Source organism: Ensifer sp. ZNC0028 (assembly GCF_000799055.1).
Taxonomy (GTDB): Bacteria; Pseudomonadota; Alphaproteobacteria; order Rhizobiales; family Rhizobiaceae; genus Ensifer.
The window spans coordinates 14,863-34,319 of the sequence record NZ_JTLA01000057.1 but is presented as its reverse complement, the minus strand read 5'-3'; the positions used below and the strand labels follow the sequence as shown (position 1 = coordinate 34,319).

At 63.9% G+C, this 19,457-nt stretch carries 20 protein-coding genes; 9 read left to right on the top strand and 11 right to left on the bottom strand.

The genetic code is table 11. From position 1 onward, the window contains the following. The first annotated feature begins 99 nt into the window (after positions 1–99). Complete coding sequence (locus tag L981_RS13875; protein WP_043616846.1) at positions 100–636, top strand: DUF1269 domain-containing protein; 537 nt, start codon at positions 100–102, stop codon at positions 634–636. A 14-nt stretch (positions 637–650) separates the two neighbouring features. Here the strand turns inward: L981_RS13875 and msrB are convergent, their stop codons facing one another. The 4 genes from msrB to L981_RS13855 form a co-directional block, all read right to left on the bottom strand. Beyond that, positions 651–1,142 (bottom strand): peptide-methionine (R)-S-oxide reductase MsrB, encoded by a 492-nt coding sequence (gene msrB, locus L981_RS13870; protein ID WP_043616844.1) that lies wholly within the window; start codon positions 1,140–1,142, stop codon positions 651–653. Between the two features lie 206 nt (positions 1,143–1,348). After that, positions 1,349–1,906, bottom strand: coding sequence for a fasciclin domain-containing protein (locus tag L981_RS13865; protein WP_043616880.1), 558 nt, complete (start codon positions 1,904–1,906; stop codon positions 1,349–1,351). A 164-nt stretch (positions 1,907–2,070) separates the two neighbouring features. Next, positions 2,071–2,790, bottom strand: coding sequence for an anti-sigma factor domain-containing protein (locus L981_RS13860; protein WP_043616841.1), 720 nt, complete (start codon positions 2,788–2,790; stop codon positions 2,071–2,073). Further along, a complete protein-coding gene (locus tag L981_RS13855) occupies positions 2,787–3,326 on the bottom strand; it encodes a sigma-70 family RNA polymerase sigma factor (protein ID WP_043616839.1) in 540 nt (179 codons plus the stop codon). The genes L981_RS13860 and L981_RS13855 overlap by 4 nt, the downstream gene beginning before the upstream one ends. Positions 3,327–3,484: 158 nt before the next feature. Between L981_RS13855 and argB the strand changes: the two genes are divergently transcribed. After that, complete coding sequence (gene argB / locus L981_RS13850; RefSeq protein WP_043616836.1) at positions 3,485–4,372, top strand: acetylglutamate kinase; 888 nt, start codon at positions 3,485–3,487, stop codon at positions 4,370–4,372. A gap of 63 nt (positions 4,373–4,435) precedes the next feature. Here the strand turns inward: argB and bchE are convergent, their stop codons facing one another. The 5 genes from bchE to L981_RS13825 all read right to left on the bottom strand — a co-directional run bounded on the left by bchE (position 4,436) and on the right by L981_RS13825 (position 9,797). Next, entirely contained in the window at positions 4,436–5,965 is a 1,530-nt protein-coding gene (bchE, locus tag L981_RS13845) for a magnesium-protoporphyrin IX monomethyl ester anaerobic oxidative cyclase (RefSeq protein WP_043616834.1), read from the bottom strand. Positions 5,966–6,110: 145 nt separating this feature from the next. Further along, positions 6,111–6,881 carry an isocitrate lyase/phosphoenolpyruvate mutase family protein gene (locus tag L981_RS13840; RefSeq protein ID WP_043616832.1) on the bottom strand — a complete coding sequence of 257 codons (771 nt, stop codon included), beginning with the start codon at positions 6,879–6,881 and terminating at the stop codon, positions 6,111–6,113. Further along, on the bottom strand, positions 6,878–7,957 hold the full coding sequence (locus L981_RS13835) for a bifunctional transcriptional activator/DNA repair enzyme AdaA (protein ID WP_043616829.1): 1,080 nt from the start codon (positions 7,955–7,957) through the stop codon (positions 6,878–6,880). Before L981_RS13835 ends, L981_RS13840 begins: the two co-directional genes overlap by 4 nt. A 75-nt stretch (positions 7,958–8,032) precedes the next feature. Further along, complete coding sequence (locus L981_RS13830; protein WP_043616826.1) at positions 8,033–8,947, bottom strand: DMT family transporter; 915 nt, start codon at positions 8,945–8,947, stop codon at positions 8,033–8,035. Positions 8,948–9,005: 58 nt separating this feature from the next. Beyond that, complete coding sequence (locus L981_RS13825) at positions 9,006–9,797, bottom strand: sterol desaturase family protein (RefSeq protein WP_043616823.1); 792 nt, start codon at positions 9,795–9,797, stop codon at positions 9,006–9,008. Between the two features lie 158 nt (positions 9,798–9,955). Between L981_RS13825 and L981_RS13820 the strand changes: the two genes are divergently transcribed. Continuing rightward, on the top strand, positions 9,956–10,669 hold the full coding sequence (locus L981_RS13820; RefSeq protein ID WP_043616820.1) for a pyrimidine 5'-nucleotidase: 714 nt from the start codon (positions 9,956–9,958) through the stop codon (positions 10,667–10,669). A 173-nt stretch (positions 10,670–10,842) separates the two neighbouring features. After that, positions 10,843–11,364 carry an EF-hand domain-containing protein gene (locus tag L981_RS33290; RefSeq protein WP_197067132.1) on the top strand — a complete coding sequence of 174 codons (522 nt, stop codon included), beginning with the start codon at positions 10,843–10,845 and terminating at the stop codon, positions 11,362–11,364. A gap of 105 nt (positions 11,365–11,469) precedes the next feature. Here L981_RS33290 and L981_RS13810 read toward each other — a convergent pair whose 3' ends face one another. Continuing rightward, positions 11,470–12,369, bottom strand: coding sequence for an LOG family protein (locus L981_RS13810; RefSeq protein ID WP_043616817.1), 900 nt, complete (start codon positions 12,367–12,369; stop codon positions 11,470–11,472). A gap of 365 nt (positions 12,370–12,734) precedes the next feature. Between L981_RS13810 and dapD the strand changes: the two genes are divergently transcribed. The 3 genes from dapD to L981_RS13795 all read left to right on the top strand — a co-directional run bounded on the left by dapD (position 12,735) and on the right by L981_RS13795 (position 16,091). Then, positions 12,735–13,592: a 2,3,4,5-tetrahydropyridine-2,6-dicarboxylate N-succinyltransferase gene (dapD, locus tag L981_RS13805; RefSeq protein ID WP_043616814.1), complete on the top strand. Its 858-nt coding sequence runs from the start codon at positions 12,735–12,737 to the stop codon at positions 13,590–13,592. A gap of 5 nt (positions 13,593–13,597) precedes the next feature. Beyond that, positions 13,598–13,981 carry a DUF805 domain-containing protein gene (locus L981_RS13800; RefSeq protein ID WP_043616811.1) on the top strand — a complete coding sequence of 128 codons (384 nt, stop codon included), beginning with the start codon at positions 13,598–13,600 and terminating at the stop codon, positions 13,979–13,981. A gap of 139 nt (positions 13,982–14,120) precedes the next feature. Continuing rightward, the gene (locus tag L981_RS13795; protein ID WP_043616809.1) at positions 14,121–16,091 is read left to right on the top strand and encodes a DEAD/DEAH box helicase; all 1,971 of its coding nucleotides are present in this window, start codon (positions 14,121–14,123) and stop codon (positions 16,089–16,091) included. 153 nt (positions 16,092–16,244) lie between these two features. Here L981_RS13795 and L981_RS13790 read toward each other — a convergent pair whose 3' ends face one another. Beyond that, the gene (locus L981_RS13790) at positions 16,245–17,156 is read right to left on the bottom strand and encodes a LysR family transcriptional regulator (protein ID WP_043616806.1); all 912 of its coding nucleotides are present in this window, start codon (positions 17,154–17,156) and stop codon (positions 16,245–16,247) included. Positions 17,157–17,296: 140 nt separating this feature from the next. Here L981_RS13790 and L981_RS13785 point away from each other — a divergent pair, with 140 nt between their 5' ends. Together L981_RS13785 and L981_RS13780 are read left to right on the top strand one after the other, a co-directional pair. After that, positions 17,297–18,121 carry an alpha/beta hydrolase fold domain-containing protein gene (locus L981_RS13785; protein WP_043616803.1) on the top strand — a complete coding sequence of 275 codons (825 nt, stop codon included), beginning with the start codon at positions 17,297–17,299 and terminating at the stop codon, positions 18,119–18,121. Between the two features lie 79 nt (positions 18,122–18,200). After that, positions 18,201–19,403, top strand: a complete 1,203-nt coding sequence (locus L981_RS13780; RefSeq protein WP_043616800.1) for an efflux RND transporter periplasmic adaptor subunit — start codon at positions 18,201–18,203, stop codon at positions 19,401–19,403. Positions 19,404–19,457 lie beyond the last annotated feature (54 nt).

Here is a 19,457-nt window from a genome sequence, read left to right as displayed (position 1 = left end):
ATTCTCTGTCTTTGATCTCTGTCACTACCCCGACATGCAATCCGCTCTATCTCTGCGTTGCGCCCAGAACGGTGGCGCGGCCAGAGATAGGAGTGAGACATGTCCGATTTGATCGTTGTCGGGTTCGATTCCCCCGAGGAGGCTGACAGGGTTCTGGTCCGGCTCGCCGGGCTGAAGAAGGAATATCTGATCGACCTCGAGGATGCGGTGGTCGTCGTGCGCGACACCGAAGGCAAGGTCCACCTCAAGCAGAGCCTCAACCTGACGGCCGTCGGCGCCACCTCGGGCCTGCTCTCCGGCTCGCTCTGGGGCGGCCTGGTCGGCCTTCTGTTCCTCAATCCACTGGCTGGCTTTGCAATCGGCGGCGCGCTCGGCGCGGGTGCCGGCGCTCTCTCGGGATCGCTCAGCGACTACGGCATCGACGACGAATTCATCAAGTCGCTCGGCAACACCATCCCGAACAATTCCTCCGCTCTGTTCATCCTGGTGCGCAAGGTCCAGCCGGAAAAGGTTCTCGCCGAATTCCCCGACTTGCGCGGCCGCGTGCTGAAGACGTCGCTTTCGCCCGAACAGGAGCAGAAGCTGCAGGCAGCCCTCTCCGGCGCAGCACCGGCTACGCCGCCTGCCGGAGCCTAGTCGTCCGGACTGGCTTATCGAGACAGCGCGAAGGCAAGCGCCAGGCCATTGATGCAATGGCGCTTGCCGGTCGGTGGCGGGCCGTCGTCGAAGACGTGACCGAGGTGGCCGCCGCAACGGCGGCAATGGCATTCCGTCCGGGTCATGAGCAACGAGTTGTCTTCCCGTGTCGCCACGGCATTGGGGAGGGATTGCCAGAAGCTTGGCCAGCCCGTGCCGCTGTCATATTTCGCCTCGGACGAATAGAGCGGCAGCGCGCAGCCGGCGCATTGGAAGGTGCCCTTGCGCTTTTCGTGGTTGAGCGCGCTGGTAAAGGGACGCTCCGTATCCTCGTGCCGCAGGATCCGGTACTGGTCGTCGGTGAGCGTCGCCCGCCATTCGGCATCGGATTTGACGACTTCGAAGGTCTCCGTTCCCGCAGCCCATGCCAGCGGCGTGAGGCCGCGAAACGCAAATGCTGCGGCCAATGCCGTGCCTGCCATCAGGAAGACGCGCCGGCTGATCATGATAACCTCCTACCTATCCTAAAGCGCGTCACGGTCATTCGTGCGGTGCGCTGTAAGCTGTCGATTTGTCGGATGTCGAGATCGACGATATCGCCCGGACGGAGGCACTGCAAAACAATGCCGTTCAAAGCGTCGTGACGCGGCGAAAAGCCATCCCGTACGACAGATGCGCCAGGCCGCCGGCAGCGGCCCGGCGCAACAGAGGGTCAGCTTTTCGGCAGGAGAACCTTGTCGATCACGTGGATGACGCCGTTCGACTGCTTGACGTCGGCGATCGTTACCGTCGCGGTACCGCCGGTTTCGTCGGTCAGCATCAGCTTGCCGCCATCTTCCCTGGCTTTCAGCACACAGCCCCCGACCGTCTTGACGTCATGCTCGCCGCCGTCCTTCTTGATCATCTCGGCAATCGTCGCCGACATCGCGTCGGCGGCAACCACATGGCAGGTCAGGACCTTGGCGAGCTTGTCCTTGTTTTCCGGCTTCAGCAGCGTATCGACGGTACCGGCCGGCAGTGCGTCAAAGGCGGCATTCGTCGGCGCAAACACCGTGAATGGCCCCTTGCCCTCCAGCGTCTTCACCAGGCCGGCGGCCTTGACGGCGGCGACCAGCGTCGTGTGATCCTTGGAATTGACCGCGTTTTCGACAATGTTTTTCTCCGCATACATCGGCGCGCCGCCGACCATCGGATTTTCGGCGTGGGCGACGAATGCACTTGCTGCGAGGACGGACGCTGTTGCGACCAAGCGGATGGCAGACGTGAACATCTTCTCTTCCTTCCTGTTGAGGGAGGCGGCATAGCGCCGCCCGCCGAAGCTGCCGTTCCCTGCGGGGAACAGGACAAGCAACGGAAGGACGACAGAAAGAGTTTCAGGAATTCGCGGGAAAGTTAGCCGACTGATAAATAAGGGTATTTGTCAGGCTGATGCGATCAGAGGTTTCGCGCCTTGCCGAGCGCGATAATCGGTCCGGTGGCCGCGCCGGTTGGCGAACCGCCGAGCGGCTCGACGCTGACGGCAAGAACCGAACCGGCGGAGATCCTCGAGCGGAACGTCGACGGCACGGCGATTTCGCCTTCCCCGGTCTGCGGCAAAACACCGAGCGAAATCGCCGGATTGTTGCCGTTGATCAGCCAGAGTTCGAGGGATTTCTGTTCCGCCTGGCTGGCGGCCACCGGCGTTACCTGCAGGCGGCCCGACGCCCGGTCGAAACGGGCAACGAGATCGATGGCGGCCCCTTTGCCCGTAAGCTCTGCAACGAGCGAAGCACCGGTCGACGGCGTCTCGAACAGGCCGGCCATGGAGGCACCCATCACCATCAGCGCGGCGAGCGAGGCAAGCGCCAGCCCACGCCAGAGCGCCAGCGAATGCCACAGCCCGCGAGACCGCGCGGGTTCCGGCCGCAACGTATCGAAAAGTTGCCGCTCGATCGCGGCGAAAGTCCTGGGTGGAGGCACCACCGGATCATAGGCTTCATCGAAGGAGGATAGGTTGCTCTGCCAGCGGTCGACCATGGCGGCGAAGTTGCGATCGGAGGCAAGCCGGGCTTCGACCTTGCGGCGATCGTCGGCAGACAACACGCCGAGCACATACTCGCCCGCAATCACCTCGTCGCGGCGAAAGTCCCGGCCCTCTGGGGTTGGTGTCGTCATCGCTCCATACACTCTCGCAACTTCAGGAGGCTGCGCCTCAACCAAGTCCGCATCGTGTTCAGCGGCACCGCGAAGACGTCAGCCAGTTCCTGGTAGCTCAGGCCCTCGACATAGGCGCGCCGCACCGCTTCCGCGCGGTCTTCTTCAAGCTCCTCCATGCAGGCGTCGATCCGCCTGCCCTCCGCTTTCACCACTGCCGATTTTTCCGGATCGGCAGCAGGATCAGCCAAATCGTAGGCTTCGTCAATCACGTTGGCGGCTGGTTTGCGCGCCCGGATGAGATCGATCGCCTGATTGCGCGCGATCGCCGCCAGCCAGGACGCCGCCGGCGCCTGTCCTTGCGCGAAACGCCCGGCGTGCTGCCAGATCTTGACGTAGATTTCCTGCAGGGCTTCTTCCGCTTCGCTCCTGTTTGCAAGGATACGCAAGCAGATGCCGAAGAGTTTCGGGCTGGTCTGGCGATAGAGTTCGGAAAAGGCATCGCGGTCGCCGAGCGAAATGCGGCCGAGCAGCCCGGCTATGTCCTCGTCCATCATCCAGTGCGCGCCCCAAAGCCTCGTTCACGAAACGTGAGATAGGGCGCCGATCACAATGTGCCAGCCGTTCCGTCATTCCGGCTTTATCTTGTTCGCCGATCATTCCCTCGGTCCGGAACTTGCGCTAAACAGCAGCCGGTATTTTTCGAGGGTCCGCCATGTCCGCCAATGAAAGTGAAATCCAGGCACGCCTGCTCACCCAGGCCCTGCCCTACATGCAGCGCTACGAAAACAAGACGATCGTCGTCAAATATGGCGGCCACGCCATGGGCAACAGCGAGCTCGGCCGCGCTTTTGCCAGCGACATCGCGCTTCTGAAACAGTCGGGCGTCAACCCGATCGTCGTGCATGGCGGCGGCCCGCAGATCGGCGCGATGCTGACGAAGATGGGCATCGAATCGAAGTTCGAAGGCGGCCTGCGCGTCACCGACGAAAAGACCGTCGAGATCGTCGAGATGGTGCTGGCCGGCTCGATCAACAAGGAGATCGTCGCGCTCATCAACCAGACGGGCGAATGGGCGATCGGCCTTTGCGGCAAGGACGGCAACATGGTCTTCGCCGAAAAGGCGCGCAAGACCATCAAGGACCCGGACAGCAACATCGAGCGCGTGCTCGATCTCGGCTTCGTCGGCGAAGTGGTCGAAGTCGACCGCACGCTGATCGACCTGCTTGCCCGCTCGGAAATGATCCCGGTGATCGCGCCGGTGGCGCCGGGCCGTGACGGCCACACCTACAACATCAACGCCGATACCTTTGCCGGCGCGATTGCCGGCGCGCTCAACGCCACGCGTCTGCTGTTCCTGACGGACGTTCCAGGCGTGCTCGACAAGCAGGGCAACCTGATCAAGGAACTCTCGGTTTCCCAGGCGCACGCACTGATCGCCGACGGCACGATCTCCGGCGGCATGATCCCGAAGGTCGAGACCTGCATCGACGCGATCAAGGCGGGCGTCCAGGGCGTCGTCATCCTCAACGGCAAGACCGCCCATTCGGTGCTGCTCGAAATCTTCACCGAGCGCGGCGCCGGCACGCTGATCGTGCCCTGATCAAGCCGATCGGCAATGACATGACGAGGATCCGGAAGCCGTCCCGCACGGCTTCCGGATTTTTTATGCGGCCGCGCTGTCTGCCGGACGGCGCCGGCGCGGCGGCAGCATCGATTCTTCCTCGGTCTCCTGCGGCGCGCCCCAGAACACCTGAAGCGTCGGGCCGGAGTCGAAATGGCGGCGGCGGAAGACGAATTCATAGAGCTCGTGAAACCAGACCCTGCGTCCCATGCGAGTGTACCACCGCATCGAATGGCGCTGCTGCGGATCGCGGTGCAGGAGAACGCGTGCGAGGGCCTTCGGCCGCGCCTGGATCGCAACCTCGATCAACTTGACGCTCAGGAAGAGCACGGCTGGATGAAGGTGCTTCATCTTCAGTACCTGATGCTTATAGTCCCATTTGCGGACGTCCGGCTCGATGACGGTGCGATCTCTGGCAAGACCAAAGAAGGGGGTCCACCGATGGGGCGTGACGTAGAGCGCCTGGATCTGGTCCGGATCATAGGACAGGAGCTGCTTGAAGCCGCGCCAAAGGTCGCCCAGGCGCTCCTCCTCGAAGCCAACCACCCAGGTGGCCATCGAGAGAATATCGTGCTGGCGCAGGAGCGCGATTGCCTGTCGGTCGCTCGTGGTCGTCCCGCCCTTTTTGATGAGCTTCAACGTGGCGTCGTCAGTGTTTTCCATTCCGAGCAGCCAACGCACGACACCCGCCTTGCGATACAGGGGCAATATGTCGGCATCGCGTACAATATCGTCCGCCCGCGTCGAACCGACGATCTGCACCGGTACGTTCTCGGCGATCATGGCGTTCAGGAAGGCGAGCCAGGCCTTGCGCGACGAGGTCGGGTTTTCGTCGGCGAGATTGATCAGTTCCACGCCCTCTTCGCGGTGAAGGCGGGCGATCTCCTTAGCGAACGCGACCGGATCCCGGTGCCGCCATCGCGTCCAGAAACCGCGCTGGCCGCAATAGTTGCACAAATGCGGGCACCCTCTCGAAAACTGCAGCACGACAGCGCGCTTTCCGCCCCAATAGCTGTAACGCCTATGCTCGATCAGCTCCCAGCCGATGCGGTAGGCATCGAGATTGGCGATCGCCTCCGCCGGATGGGTGGCGAGAGCCCTGCCGCCATCATCGCGATAGGCGATGCCCAGAACCTCGCTCAAGGGTTCTAAGGATGACAGGGCGCGCACGAGCCGTCGCACTGTCTCCTCGCCCTCTCCCCTGACGATGAAATCGAAGGCGCCGCTCTCGCTTAGAACCTCGCGCCAATGATAGGTCGGGAACACACCGCCATAGATCACCCGCACGGACGGTGCGGCCATTCTGACATCGCTGGCAATACGCCTGGCCGTCGGGTGGGCCGACGTCGACCCCGAATGTCCGATCAGCAGAAGATCCGGGCAGTCGTCGAGCACGCGTGCGACAATCTCCTCGAAGCCCAAAGGGCCGAATTCGCAATCGATGAGCCGCACGGCATGGCCGTCATCAAGGAGCGGCCCGCCAACGGCGAGCAGGCCGAGGGGCGGAAGATGGTCATCGGGAATACGGCTACCGATGGCCGTATGCGGCGGATTGAGCAGAACAATCTTCATACGGTGCCTCTCGGGTCGCAAAGAATTGCCAGAGACACCATAAAGCTGAAGATTGCGGAAATAACAGCTCCAGGCTGCGGCCAAAAACGTACGCTTTCAGGGTGAAATCGCGCAGCTTGCGCCGCGCGACCAGCCGGCCCTCACGTCAGCGCGGAGCGTAGATTTCCGACGCAGCCGCCTTCAGCTTCTCCATCATCACGCGATAGGGCCCCGGACCATAGCTGACGCGCGAAACGCCGGCGCGGGCGAGCGCTTTCAGGTCGGGTGCGGCCGGGCGCATCATGATGTTGACGGGCAGGATCGACGCGGCGCAGACCTTGGCGATCAGCGCCTCGTCCACCAGCCACGGCACGAAGAAGCCGCTGGCGCCGGCTTCGGCATAGGCCCTGCCGCGGGCAATCGCCTCGTCGACGAGGCCGGCATGCCGGCTCTCGTCACTTTCTTGCAGGAAGAGATCGGTGCGGGCATTGATGAACAGAGGGATGCCGCGCCGGTCGGCCATCTCGCGGATGGCGCGGATGCGCGTCGCCTGCTTTTCGACCGGGTGTACGCCACCCTTGCCGACGATCTGGTCCTCGAAATTGATGCCGATGGCGCCGACGTCGAGGATGCGCGAGACATTGGCGGCACCGGTCGCCGGGTCGTCGGAATAGGCGCCCTCGAAATCGATGCTGACGGGCAGGTCGGTCGAAGCCACGATCAGGCGCGCGATATCGGCAAGCCATGCCAGCGGCACCTTCTCGCCGTCGCCGAAGCCGTGGGCGGCGGCCACCGACCAGCTTCCGGTCGCAAGCGCCTTGGCCCCGGCTTCGGCCACCGCCTTGGCACTGCCGGCGTCCCAGATGTTGTAGAGCACCACCGGCTCGCCCTTTTTATGCAGGGCGGCAAAGGCGAGCGCCTTTTCCTTCTGGTTCATTGCGTTTCCTCCACCAACAGGCTGACAGGTTTCATCTTCGCCTCGTGCCGAAGCAGCCACTGCTTGCGCCAGAGCCCACCACCGTAGCCGGTCAACGAACCATCCGCGCCGAGGCAACGGTGGCACGGAATGACGATGGCGATCCGGTTGGAACCGTTGGCCTTGGCGACTGCACGAGCGGACTGGATGGTAGCGACCTCGCGGGCAATGTCACCATAGGAACGCGTTCCGCCGGCGGGAATCTTCACGAGCTTCGCCCAGACGCTGCGCTCGAAGGGCGTCCCCCCAGGCGCAAGCGGGGTTTGAAATCCGCTCGCCTCGCCGGCGAAGTAGCTCTTCAACTCGCCTTCGATCTGGTCGATCGGCGTCGTCCGGCCGGGAACGATGGCCGAGCGCGTCGCGCGCTTCAGCGCCTCCAGTTCCGTCGGCAGCGCCTTGCGCTCATGGAACTCCAGCAGATGGAGGTGCGTCGCATCGGCAACCGCGACCATCGGCCCGATCGGCGTTTCGATCCAGTCGGACGTGAGCAGCGCCCTCCCCTGGGCTGCCGCCGGCGCATCTCCGAGCAGGCGCTGGAAGGCTGCGCGAAAACCGCTCGGCGACTGATAGCCGGCCTCGAGCTGGGCGTCGATCACCCGCCCGCCGTCGGCGAGCTGGCGGGCGGCAAGCCCCAGGCGGCGATGCCGCGCGAGATCGAGGAAGGTGATGCCGAGTGCGCGCTTGAAGGCGCGCCGGACGGTCGACGGATCGAGCCCGCGGCGAACGAGATCGTCCTCACTCCAGCGCCGTTCGGGCGCCGCTTCCAGCGCCTGCAGAAGCTCCTGGACGAGCGGGTCCTTGGCGCCGAAGGTGGCAAGCGGCCGGCACCGCTGGCAGGGGCGGAAGCCCGTCTCCAGGCAGGTTCCGATCGAGCCGACGAAGATCGTATTCTCCCGCTTCGGCTTGCGGGCGGGGCAGGACAGGCGGCAGAAGACGCCTGTTGTCTTGACGCAGACGAAGGCGGAACCTTCGTAGTCGCTGCTGCGCGCAATCAGTGCATCGTAGAGCGTGTCATCGGAGGGGAGATCGAACAACATGCTGCCGTTCTAGCACGCCCCGGGGGTGGGCGACGCCGGTTTTCGGGCGTCTATTTCTCAGACCGGCGCCCGTCTTCAGATGAGCACGAGCATCACGACGCCAAGCACGATCAGGAGGCAACCCAAAAGCTCCAGCCGGTTGATCCATTCCCGGAAGATGAAGAAGGACGAGGCGAAGGTGAAGAGCATTTCCACCTGGGCCACGACCTTGACGACGGCCGCCTGCTGCAGGGTCATCGCCATGAACCAGCCGAACGACGCAGACGCCCCGACGAAACCGACGACAAAGGCCGGTTTCCAGGCAGCCGCGATGCGCGGCAGCTCGTCGCGTTCGCGCAGCACGATCCAGATCAACATGACGACGGTCTGCAGGAGGATGACGAAGCCGAGCGTGAAGCTTGCCTGCATCATGTAGTCGGGTGCCGGCAGGCTCGGCGCCAGTGCCAGCGACGCCGAACGGTAGGCGACGGCCGAAAGACCGAAGAAGGTGCCGGATAGCAAGCCGATGCCGGCCGTGCGCGAGAATACGGAGGTCACCAGCGTGCGCGCGCTCAGGGTCGTGCGCGCCACCGAAATCAGCATCACGCCGACGACCGAGATGGCGATCGCCACAAGCGTGCCCTGGCTCGCCTTTTCGCCGAGGAAGATCAGGCCGAAAAGGGCCGCCTGCGCCGGCTCGGTGCGCGAATAGGCGGTGCCGACGGCGAAGTTGCGGAATGAGAAGAGATGGACGAGCAGGAAGGTCGCGGCAATCTGCGCAAGCCCCCCGATCACCGCCCAGAGGAAGAATGTGCCATTCGGCACCGGCAGCGGACGGCCCACCACCTGCCAGAGCACAATGAGATAGAGGAAGGCGAACGGCAGGCCGAAGCCGAAGCGCACGAAGGTCGCGCCCGTCGTGCCCATGACGCCTTTCAAGTGTTTCTGCATTGCGGAGCGGACGTTCTGAAGGAAGGCCGCGGCGATGGTGATGAGGACCCAGGTTTCCATCGTTTCGAGCTAGCATGCAGGCCGGCTCGTTGCCAAGGACCACCTAACGGACCGATTGCTACTCTGCCCGTTCCGGCGCCTCTACGAGGTCCGTGCCCTCGCTGATCGTGATCCGCGGCGCTTCGTCCTCGAAGGTCTTCACACGCTGATCGTAGTTGGGCGCGAGCGTCCCGAGCACACGGTCCCAGAAGGAGAAGTAGTTGGCGTAATTGTACCTGAAGCCCGAATGGTGCTGATCATGGAACGTCGTGCACAACAGCGGAGACGGATAGCGCGCGGTGGAGGCGGCAAAATATTCGAAGCCGCAATGTCCGATCATGCCGTTGAAATGTTCGAACAGCCGATGGGCGACGAGCACCAGCGGCGGAAACGGCACGACGAAAACGACGACGGCCGAAAAGCTCTGAAGCAGGAAGTTGTCGAAGACGTCTTCCGAATAGGTGGCCCAGATCGTCGGCGCGACGCTTTTGTGGTGCAGGGCATGCAGCGGATAGAGCCACTTGGTGTGCAGCAGCCGGTGCATGAAATAGAACCAGGCATCGTAGAGGATCATGCTGAGCACGAAAAGCGGCAGGGCGTTCCACCAGGTGAGCGTCCAGGGCGCCGGCGCCCAGCCCTTCTGCTGGGCGTAAAGCCCGATCGTCAGCGGCAGGCAGGCGCTGAACATCGATTTGAGGCTCTGGCGGATCTCGGCGCTGCGGCGTCGGTCGGAGCCGCGTCCCTTCTGGATCTTTCGCTCGGGGTTGCGCTCGTTGAGCCATGTGATGCCGTAGCCGAGCGCAAAATAGGTAACGACCGTGAACGCGTAAAATCCGAACAGAAAGAGCAGATAGAACACTTCGTCAGACATTGGCATTCGCGTCCCCGAGCCAAAAACCGCGCGAGCCGGAAGATGCCACGCACAACTGCCAATTCAAAGCGCTAATCTATGCGCCAGCATTACGCCCTAGAGCCCCGCATCGCTATTTTCCCGTTTGCCGCCACGGTTGGCCGTGTCATAAGGCGGTCATGAAAAAGCTCGACCGCCTGCCGACCCGCTCCGAATTTGCCCATGTCACCGACTGGGTGTTCGACCTCGACAACACGCTCTATCCGCATCACGTCAACCTGTTTGCGCAGATCGACCGCAACATGACGGCCTATGTGGCGAAGCTTTTGTCGCTGGAGCCGGCCGACGCCAAGAAGCTGCAGAAGGATTACTACCGCGACCACGGCACGACGCTCAAAGGCCTGATGGTCCATCACGGCATCGATCCGAACGAGTTCCTCGAGCAGGCGCACGCGATCGACTATTCGATCGTTCCAGCCGACCCGGCGCTCGGCGAGGCCATCAAGTCGCTTCCTGGCCGCAAGTTCATCTTCACCAATGGCAGTGTTGCCCATGCGCAGATGACGGCCCGGGCACTCGGCATCCTCGACCATTTCGACGACATCTTCGACATCGTCGCCGCCGATTTCGTGCCGAAGCCCGCCGGCGAGACCTATGACAAGTTCATGAGCCTGCACCGGGTCGATACCCGCAATGCCGTCATGTTCGAAGACCTGCCGCGCAATCTCCTGGTGCCGAAGGCGCTGGGCATGAAGACTGTGCTGCTGGTGCCGCAGAACCTCGAATACACCTTTGCGGAATCCTGGGAAAAGTCGAACGACACCGACGAGCAGATCGACTACGTGACGGAAGACCTCACGGGCTTCCTGCGCCGTCTCCTCACGGATCTCTAGAAAAACGGATACGGGCGGGACACCGCAGAGACGGTGCCCCGCCCGCCCCGACACAATTTCGCCGCCGAAAAACCCCTTTTCGGCCAATGACTTAAATTACCAAAGTTTAACTGGCGTCGGCTGCACCTGCGTCTATCCTTGCGATCAGAAACAACCGATCGAAAGGACGCATGATGCCGAACAAGACCCTGATCCTCGGCGTGGCTGCACTCTCCGTCGCCGTCACCGGAATGGCCTCCCCCTCCTTTGCCGCCCGCGATAAGATGACGCCCGAGCAGCGCGGCCAGCGCATGATTGAGCGGCTCGACACCAACAAGGACCAGAAGGTTTCGCTCACCGAGTTCCAGGCGCGGATCTCCGACAACTTCAAAACCTTCGACACCAATGGCGACGGGCAGATCAGCGCCGAGGAAATGAAGGTCAAGCGCGAAGCTTTCCGCGAGGCACGCCAGGCCTGGAAAGATGCCAAGGGCAAGACCGGCACGGAGCGCGAGACCGCCCTTGCCAAGTTGAAGGAAGCCCACCCGGCGATGTTGCCGGGGCTGCGCCCGAAGGCCTTCAAGCGCGTCGATACCGACGGCAACGGCTCCTTGAGCGCCAGCGAAGTTTCAAGCGCCGCCGAGACGATGTTCAAGCGGCGCGACAAGAATAGCGACGGCGTCATCGACGCGGCCGACTTCACCAAAAAGATCTGACGGGAGCTCTTCTCTCTCCCCACCGCCCGGTGGAGAGGCTCCTGCCTAGCCCATAGCCCCTTGCAACCCGCGCGAGGGGCTATGCGCTTTTTCGAACCGCTGCGATCAGCGGCGGCCGTTTGCCATCGGAACGGACTTCGGGTCGACCGTTTCGTAGAAGCGGGAAATGATATCCCAGGCTTCGTCGGCCGTTTCGACAAACTGGACCAGATCGACGTCATTGGGCGCGATCGTACCGAATTCGGCGAGCGCTTCGAAATTGACGATCGAGCGCCAGAACTTCTCCCCGAACAGAATAAGCGGAACCAGCGCCAGGCGCCCGGTCTGCATCAGCGTCATCGTCTCGAACAGTTCGTCCAGCGTACCGAAGCCACCGGGGAAAACGGTGACGGCCTTCGCCCGCAGCAGGAAATGCATCTTGCGGATGGCGAAGTAGTGGAAGTTGAACGACAGTTCCGGCGTCACGTAGCGATTGGGCGCCTGCTCGTGCGGCAGCACGATGTTAAGGCCGATCGACGGCGCGCCGACATCATCGGCGCCGCGATTGCCGGCTTCCATCACGCCAGGGCCGCCGCCGGTGACGACGACATATTCCTTGTAATTCAGCTTGGCCGAATGCTCGGAGCAAAGCCGCGCGAACTTGCGCGCTTCCTCGTAATAGACCGAGGCGGCCTCCAGGTTCTGGCGCTGCGTCTCGTTCTTCGCCGCCCAGGCGTCGCCGCCGGGTTCAGGAATGCGGGCGCCGCCGAACATGACGACGGTGGAATTGATGCCGCGCTCCTCCAGCATCATTTCGGTCTTTAAGAGTTCGAGCTGCAGCCGGATCGGGCGCAGTTCCTCACGGCAGAGAAAATCGTCGTCGATATAGGCGAGGCGATAGGAAGGCGAAGCCGATTGCGGCGTGACCGGAACGGTCTGTGCGCGTTGCCGGCTCTGCGAGCTGTCGGCCAGCGGATCCCAGACCCCATCTTTGCGGCGCAGAGCGCGCTTCTTCATGCGTGCCATATTCTCGTCTTTCCCGTCGCGTTCCGGACAATCGGCATCTCGTCCAGACGCGTCCTATCCTCAATCCTCGGTCATGAAGGTCGCAAGCGCATCAGCGCGCTGCGGCGGCCTTTGCGTATCCCGAACGGGTACGCGGCGCTGTAGTGCCGTGTTCGCCTCAGTTTGCCAAGCCCTGGCCACTCCGGCGGCCTGAAAAGCCCTTCAACTTTTCAGGATCATGTCGTGCAGCAACTGCCGCGCAGGACATGTCAAGGTCGCTGCAGCAGCTAGATCTGCTGCATAATATTGTCCTTAAATCGATTCCGATTTTCGGATTTATGCAGTAGAGCTTTCGCAGGATAACCGCCGAACTTTAAGGAATTCCGATGACGAACCACGACCTCGCCTCCCTGTCGCAGACGATCGAAGCCGCCTTTGAAGACCGCGATTCCGTCAACACCGGAACCCGCGGCGCGGTGCGCGATGCCGTCGAGACGGCGCTGAACCTGCTCGACAGCGGCAAGGTCCGCGTCGCCCAGCGCGGCGAAGACGGTAACTGGACGGTCAATCAATGGCTGAAGAAGGCCGTGCTGCTCTCCTTCCGCCTCAACCCGATGGAAATCGTCAAGGGTGGCCCGGGCCAGTCGGTCTGGTGGGACAAGGTGCCCTCGAAGTTCGACGGCTGGAGCGTCAACGAGTTCGAGAAGGCCGGCTTCCGCGCCGTTCCGAACTGCGTCGTGCGCCGTTCGGCCTATATCGCCCCCAACGCTATCCTGATGCCCTCCTTCGTCAACCTCGGCGCCTATGTCGGCGAAGGCACGATGGTCGATACCTGGGCGACCGTCGGCTCCTGCGCCCAGATCGGCAAGCACGTGCATCTTTCGGGCGGCGTCGGCATCGGCGGCGTGCTGGAGCCGATGCAGGCCGGCCCGACGATCATCGAGGACAATTGCTTCATCGGCGCTCGCTCGGAAGTCGTCGAAGGCTGCATCGTGCGCGAAGGCTCCGTCCTCGGCATGGGCGTCTTCATCGGCAAGTCGACCAAGATCGTCGACCGCGCCACCGGCGAAGTGACCTATGGCGAAGTGCCGCCCTACTCGGTCGTCGTCGCGGGCTCGATGCCCTCGGGCTCGACCATGGGCAACGGCCAGCCGGCGCCGAACCTCTATTGCGCCGTCATCGTCAAGCGCGTCGATGAAAAGACCCGCTCGAAGACCGGCATCAACGAACTGCTTCGGGACTGATCGCGATGACACCGGAGGGGCCGCAGCCGAGCATGACCTGGCTGTTCTTCAGCCCCTCCGGTCGCATCGGCCGCCTGCCCTTCTTTCTCTCGTGGCTGTTCTGGTTCCTGATCGGCGGCTTCATGATCGCCCGGATGGTCGCCAACGAGGGCAACGAGACGGTGCTGGCGCTCTGGACGCTGGCATTCGTCGTCTCGAGCCTCGTCTCGCTACCCTCCATTGCGATGCTGGCGATCAAGCGCCTGCACGACATCGGCTATCCCGGCCCGCTTTCCCTCACTCTGTTTATCCCGGTCTTGAGCCCGGTCGTCTTCATCGCCCTTTGCCTCTGGCCGGGCGATCAGGGGCCCAACGAATTCGGCGCGCGCAGCGACGAACCCGGCCCCTGAAGCCTTCGCCCCTGTACAAGAACCGCGCGAGCGCGTATGTAGCGCGCCATGACAGGCCCGCGACGTGTTGGCCGCGGCAATTGGCGCCGAGACGATCCGTTCGTCCTGGGCTCTACGACCGATATCCGAAAGACAAGATATGACTGAATTCGAAGGGATCGCGCCTGCGATCGCCGAGGCGTTGGCAAAACGCGGTTACAACGAATTGACGCCGGTTCAACAGGCGATGCGCGATCCGGAACTCGCCGGGCGCGACGCCCTGGTTTCGGCGCAGACCGGCTCCGGCAAGACCGTCGCCTTCGGCCTGGCGCTGGCGCCGACGCTGCTTGGCGACGAACGCCGCTTCGGGCCTGCGAGTGCCCCCCTGGCGCTCGCAATTGCACCGACGCGCGAACTGGCGCTGCAGGTCAAGCGCGAGCTTGAATGGCTCTACGGTGAGACCGGCGCGACGATCGCTTCGTGCGTCGGCGGCATGGACATGCGCACCGAGAAGCGCACCCTGGAGCGCGGCGCCCACATCGTCGTCGGCACGCCGGGTCGCCTTTGCGACCACATCCGCCGCAACTCGCTCGACATCTCCGCGCTGCGCGCCATCGTGCTCGACGAAGCCGACGAAATGCTCGACCTCGGCTTCCGCGAAGACCTCGAATTCATTCTCGAAGAGTCCCCGGATGACCGTCGCACGCTGATGTTCTCGGCGACCGTGCCGAAGTCGATCGCAACGCTTGCCAAGAACTACCAGCGCGACGCCGTGCGCATCAGCACCGCGTCCGAGCAGAAGCAGCATGTCGATATCGAATACCGTGCGCTGACGGTTGCGCCGAACGATCGCGAAAACGCGATCATCAACGTGCTGCGCTTTTACGAAGCGCGCAACGCCATCGTCTTTTGCTCGACCCGCGCCGCCGTCAACCATCTGACCGCCCGCTTCAACAATCGCGGCTTCTCGGTGGTGGCGCTTTCGGGCGAGCTGAGCCAGAACGAACGCACCCACGCGCTGCAGGCCATGCGCGACGGCCGCGCCCGCGTCTGCATTGCGACCGACGTCGCTGCCCGCGGCATCGACCTGCCGGGCCTGGAACTGGTCATTCACGCCGACCTGCCGACCAATTCCGAGACGCTGCTTCACCGCAGCGGCCGCACCGGACGCGCCGGCCAGAAGGGCGTCAGCGCCCTGATCGTTCCGGTCAACCAGCGCCGCAAGGCCGAGCGCCTGCTCGACGGCGGCCGGATCACCGCGACCTGGGCGCGCCCGCCGTCGGCCGACGAGGTCAGCCAGCGTGACGACGAGCGGCTGCTTGCCGATACGAGCTTTGCCGAGCCGATCCGCGAGGACGAGCAGGCGATCGTCGCAGCGCTGCTCGAGCGCCACGGCGCCGAGCAGATGGCCGCCGCCTTCGTGCGCCAGTTCCGTTCGGGCCGGTCGGCTCCGGAGGACCTGATCGAAGTTGCCGTTGGCGCCAAGCCGCGCCGCGACGAACGCGCGCCGCGCGAGGATCGTGGACCGCGCGAGGATTTTGGCGCCGAGCGCGCCGATTTCAGCGACGGCAGCTGGTTCTCGCTGTCCGTCGGCCGCAAGCAGAGTGCCGAGCCGCGCTGGCTGATCCCGATGCTCTGCCGTCACGGCAAGCTGACCAAGCGCGACATTGGCGCAATCCGCATGCAGCAGGAAGAAACCTTCGTCGAGATGACCGCCGAGGGTGCCGAACGGTTCCTGTCGGCGATCGGCAAGGACAAGATGCTGGAGAAGGGCATTCGCGTGAAGCCGCTCGCCGGCGCGCCGGATCTCTCGCAGCAGCGCCAGGAAAAGCCGAGCTTCTCCAGAGACAAGCCGAATTTCTCCAAGGACAAGGCGGGCTTCGGCAAGAAGCGCCCCTATTCTGACGACACGGCCCGTGGCGACGACCGCGGCGACTTCAAGCCGAAGCGCAAGTTCGACAAGAAGCCCGGCTATTCCGAAGGGCCGGCCTACACCGAGGACCGGCCGCCGGCAAAGGCTGCAGACAAGCCCTGGGCCAACAAGAAGAAGGGCAAGCCGGACGCGGGAAAGGACGGTAGCTTCAAGCCCAAGACCAAGCCGAAGGGCAATGCCAAGAACCGCCAGGGCTGAGCCCGGCGACGGCAACTCCAAAGCCAATCAAGAAGGCGCTGCGATCGGATCGCGGCGCCTTTTTTATTGCGCCGAAGACCGGGAAGAACCGTCTCGGCACCAGCGCTCGGCACTCAGCGCACCAAGGATCATGGCAGCGATTGCGCGCAATGGTCAGGCGGCGTCGAGCTGCGACTGGGCGACGATCTTGACCACCCAATCGGCGAAGACGCGCAGGCGGCTGCTGAGGTGCCGGTTCGGCGGATAGACGAGATAGATCGGCATGGGCTCGACCTCCCAATCCTCAAGCACCGGCCGCATGGCGCCGGTCTCGAGGTCGTCCCGCACCATGAAACGCGGCGCCTGGATGACGCCGAGGCCGGCGCGCGCCGCCGCAAGATAGGTAGTGGCCTCGTTCGCCGCCACGGCGTAGCGACCGTTCACCTCGATCTCCTCGTTGCCGCGCTTGAAGTAGAACGGCAACTGCTGCCCGGTCTGCGGCCGGAAATAGCCGACGACGTAGCAGTTCTTCGAGAGATCTGAGGGGTGCTGCGGGACCGCGTGGCGCGAGAGGTAGTCGGGTGCTGCGCAGGCGACGAAGCTCATCTCGGTGATGCGGCGCGCGATCAGGGACTGGTCGGTGAGCGCGCCGACGCGAATGGCGCAGTCGACATTCTCCGCCACATAGTCGACCGTCCGGTCCGAAACTCCGAGATCGATCTGGATGTCGGGGTAGCGTTTGTGGAACTCCGGCAGGGCCGGAATGACGATCAGGTTGGCGATCGCGCTGGCCATCTCCACCCTGAGCCGTCCCTTCGGCAGGGTCTGGGCACTCGAAAGGCTGCCGTCGAGTTCGTCGAGGTCGGTCAAAAGGCGGGCAGCGCGTTCGTAGTAGAGCGCGCCATCGGGCGTCACCAGCACCCGGCGGGTGGTGCGGTTCAGAAGTTTTGTGCGCAGATGCGCCTCCAATCCCTGGATGAGATTGGTCAATGTCGCCTTGGGCATATTCAGCGAAGCGGAAGCGCGGGTGAAATTTCCGGTTTCGACGACCCGGAGAAACGCGCGCATGGCCGTGAGCTGGTCCATTTTCAAGAGCCGTGATTGTTCGAGAATACGAATAGTGTAATCAGATTGAAAAGACTATTCCAGACAGAAGACAATGCTATTCTCCCATCGTGGCGTGATGTCGCCACATGTGGGTTTGGCTCGGGCCGAAGGCAAGAGAGATGGGCGAACAGTTCAAAGTGGAGACGATGCAGACGGGCCAAGGCTCGTGCACGGCACGCGTCTACCGCGGCGAGGCCCTGCTCAATCCGCCGCCGATCGTGCTGCACCTGCATGGCGGCTCCTTCGTCGGTGGAACGATCGCCGCCGGCGAGCGCGTCGCCGAGGCACTCGCGGCAGCCGGAGCAGTGGTGATCTCTCCGGAATATTCCGCGGCCTGCCTCAATCCCTTTCCCGCGGCCCTCGATGTCGCCTATGCCATGCTGTCGTCGATGCGCGCGCGCTGCCCGCAGTTCGCACACAAGAAGTCGTCGCTGTTCGTGGCCGGCGAAGAGGCTGGCGGCAATGTCGCCGCCGGGGCCGCGTTGATGGCGCGAGACCAGTATCTGACCGATCTCAAGGGCCAGATCCTGCTGTCGCCGATGCTGGATCCATGCCTGGCAACGGCATCGTTCCGGCAATACTGTCCCCAGTCCTCGGCGCAATCGATCGCCGACGGCTGGCAGCGTTATCTCGGCCAGAACGGTGGCTTCACCCACCCTTACGCCGCGCCGGCCCACTGTACGCGGCTCGCCGGCCTCGTGCCTTCGCTGATCGTGACCAGCGAGCAGTGTCCGATGCGAGACGAGGCTGAAGCCTACGCCGAGCGCCTGCGCAAGGCGGGCGTGGCGGTGGAGTCCCACGTGCTGCCGGGACGCGCCGGATGGTTGCCGCAGAACGCGGATACCGGCGAAAGCTGGTCGGCACAGCAGAAAGAAATTACCGGCATCTTCGCCCGCTTCTTCCAGAAGGCGGGGGCAAAGCCGGCGGAAATGACGGTGCGTTAGGCGGGGCCGCTCCGAGGCTCATTCCCCGATCTGGCATCGAACGCAAAGCGCCGGCTCCCAACCGGCAAGGAGAGAAAAGATGACATCGACAGTGACCCGCCGGGCCCTCTGGGGCGCCGGCCTGAGTATCCTTTTGTCTGTCGGCGGCGGCGCTGCCGTCATGTTCGGCCTGCCGCAGCATTTCGAGGCCGACGCCGCGACCGATGCGTCCGCCGCCGCACCCCCGGCCGTGCCGGTCTCGGTGGCACGGGCGCAGTCCAAGCGCATCACCACCTGGGAGGAATTCTCCGGGCGTCTCGAAGCGATCGAGCGCGTCGAGGTTCGCCCGCGCGTCGGCGGCGCCATCCTCAAGGCGCACTTCCGCGAAGGCGCGCTCGTCAAGCAAGGTGACCTGTTGGTGACGATCGATCCCGAGCCTTATGCCGCCGCTGTCGAGCGGGCGAAGGCCCAGGTCGAAGCCGCCGAAGCACGCGTTTCACTCGCCAAGATCGAGCTTGAGCGCGGCCGCAAGCTGGTGACCACCAGCGCCGTGCCGCAGAGCAGCGTCGACCAGCGCGCCAGCGCCTATGACGAAGCCCAGGCCGAGGTGCGCTCGGCCAAGGCGGCGCTGCGCACGGCCGAACTCGACCTGCAATATACCGAGGTCCGTGCGCCGATCTCCGGCCGCGTCGGCCGGCTCGACGTCACCGCCGGCAACCTCGTTGCTGCCGGCTCGGCTTCACCGGTGCTGACGACGCTCGTCTCCGTCGATCCGATCTATGCGAGCTTCAACGCCAGCGAAGAGGTGGTCACCACCGCTCTCGCCCGGCTGGCGGTGTCAGCCGGCGGCAACGCGATCGAGCGCCTGCCGGTCCAGGTCGGCACCGCCGCCGACGACGGCACGCCGATCTTGGGCCATATCCAGCTCATCAACAACGAGGTGGATGCGGCAACCGGCACGATCCGGGTGCGCGCGGCGCTTGAAAACGCCGACGGCCGGCTGATCCCCGGACAGTTCGTCCGCATCCGCATCGGCGAGCCGGACCCTGAGGAAAAGCTTGTGATCAGCGACCGCGCCATAGGCTCCGACCAGGACAAGAAGTTCGTCTTCGTCGTCGGCACCGACAACAAGGTCGAGTATCGCCAGGTGAAGCTGGGGCCGAATTCCGACGGCCTGCGCATCGTCGAAAGCGGCCTGAAGTCCGGCGAGAACATCGTCGTCAACGGCCTGCAGCGGGTTCGCCCCGGCGTCGTCGTGGCACCGCAGCAGGTCGAGGAAACGACCGCTTCGATCGCCCAATAATGATCGCCAAATAAATCCCGGCGCCTCTTCGCCCGGTGTGAAGGGGCGCCCGCC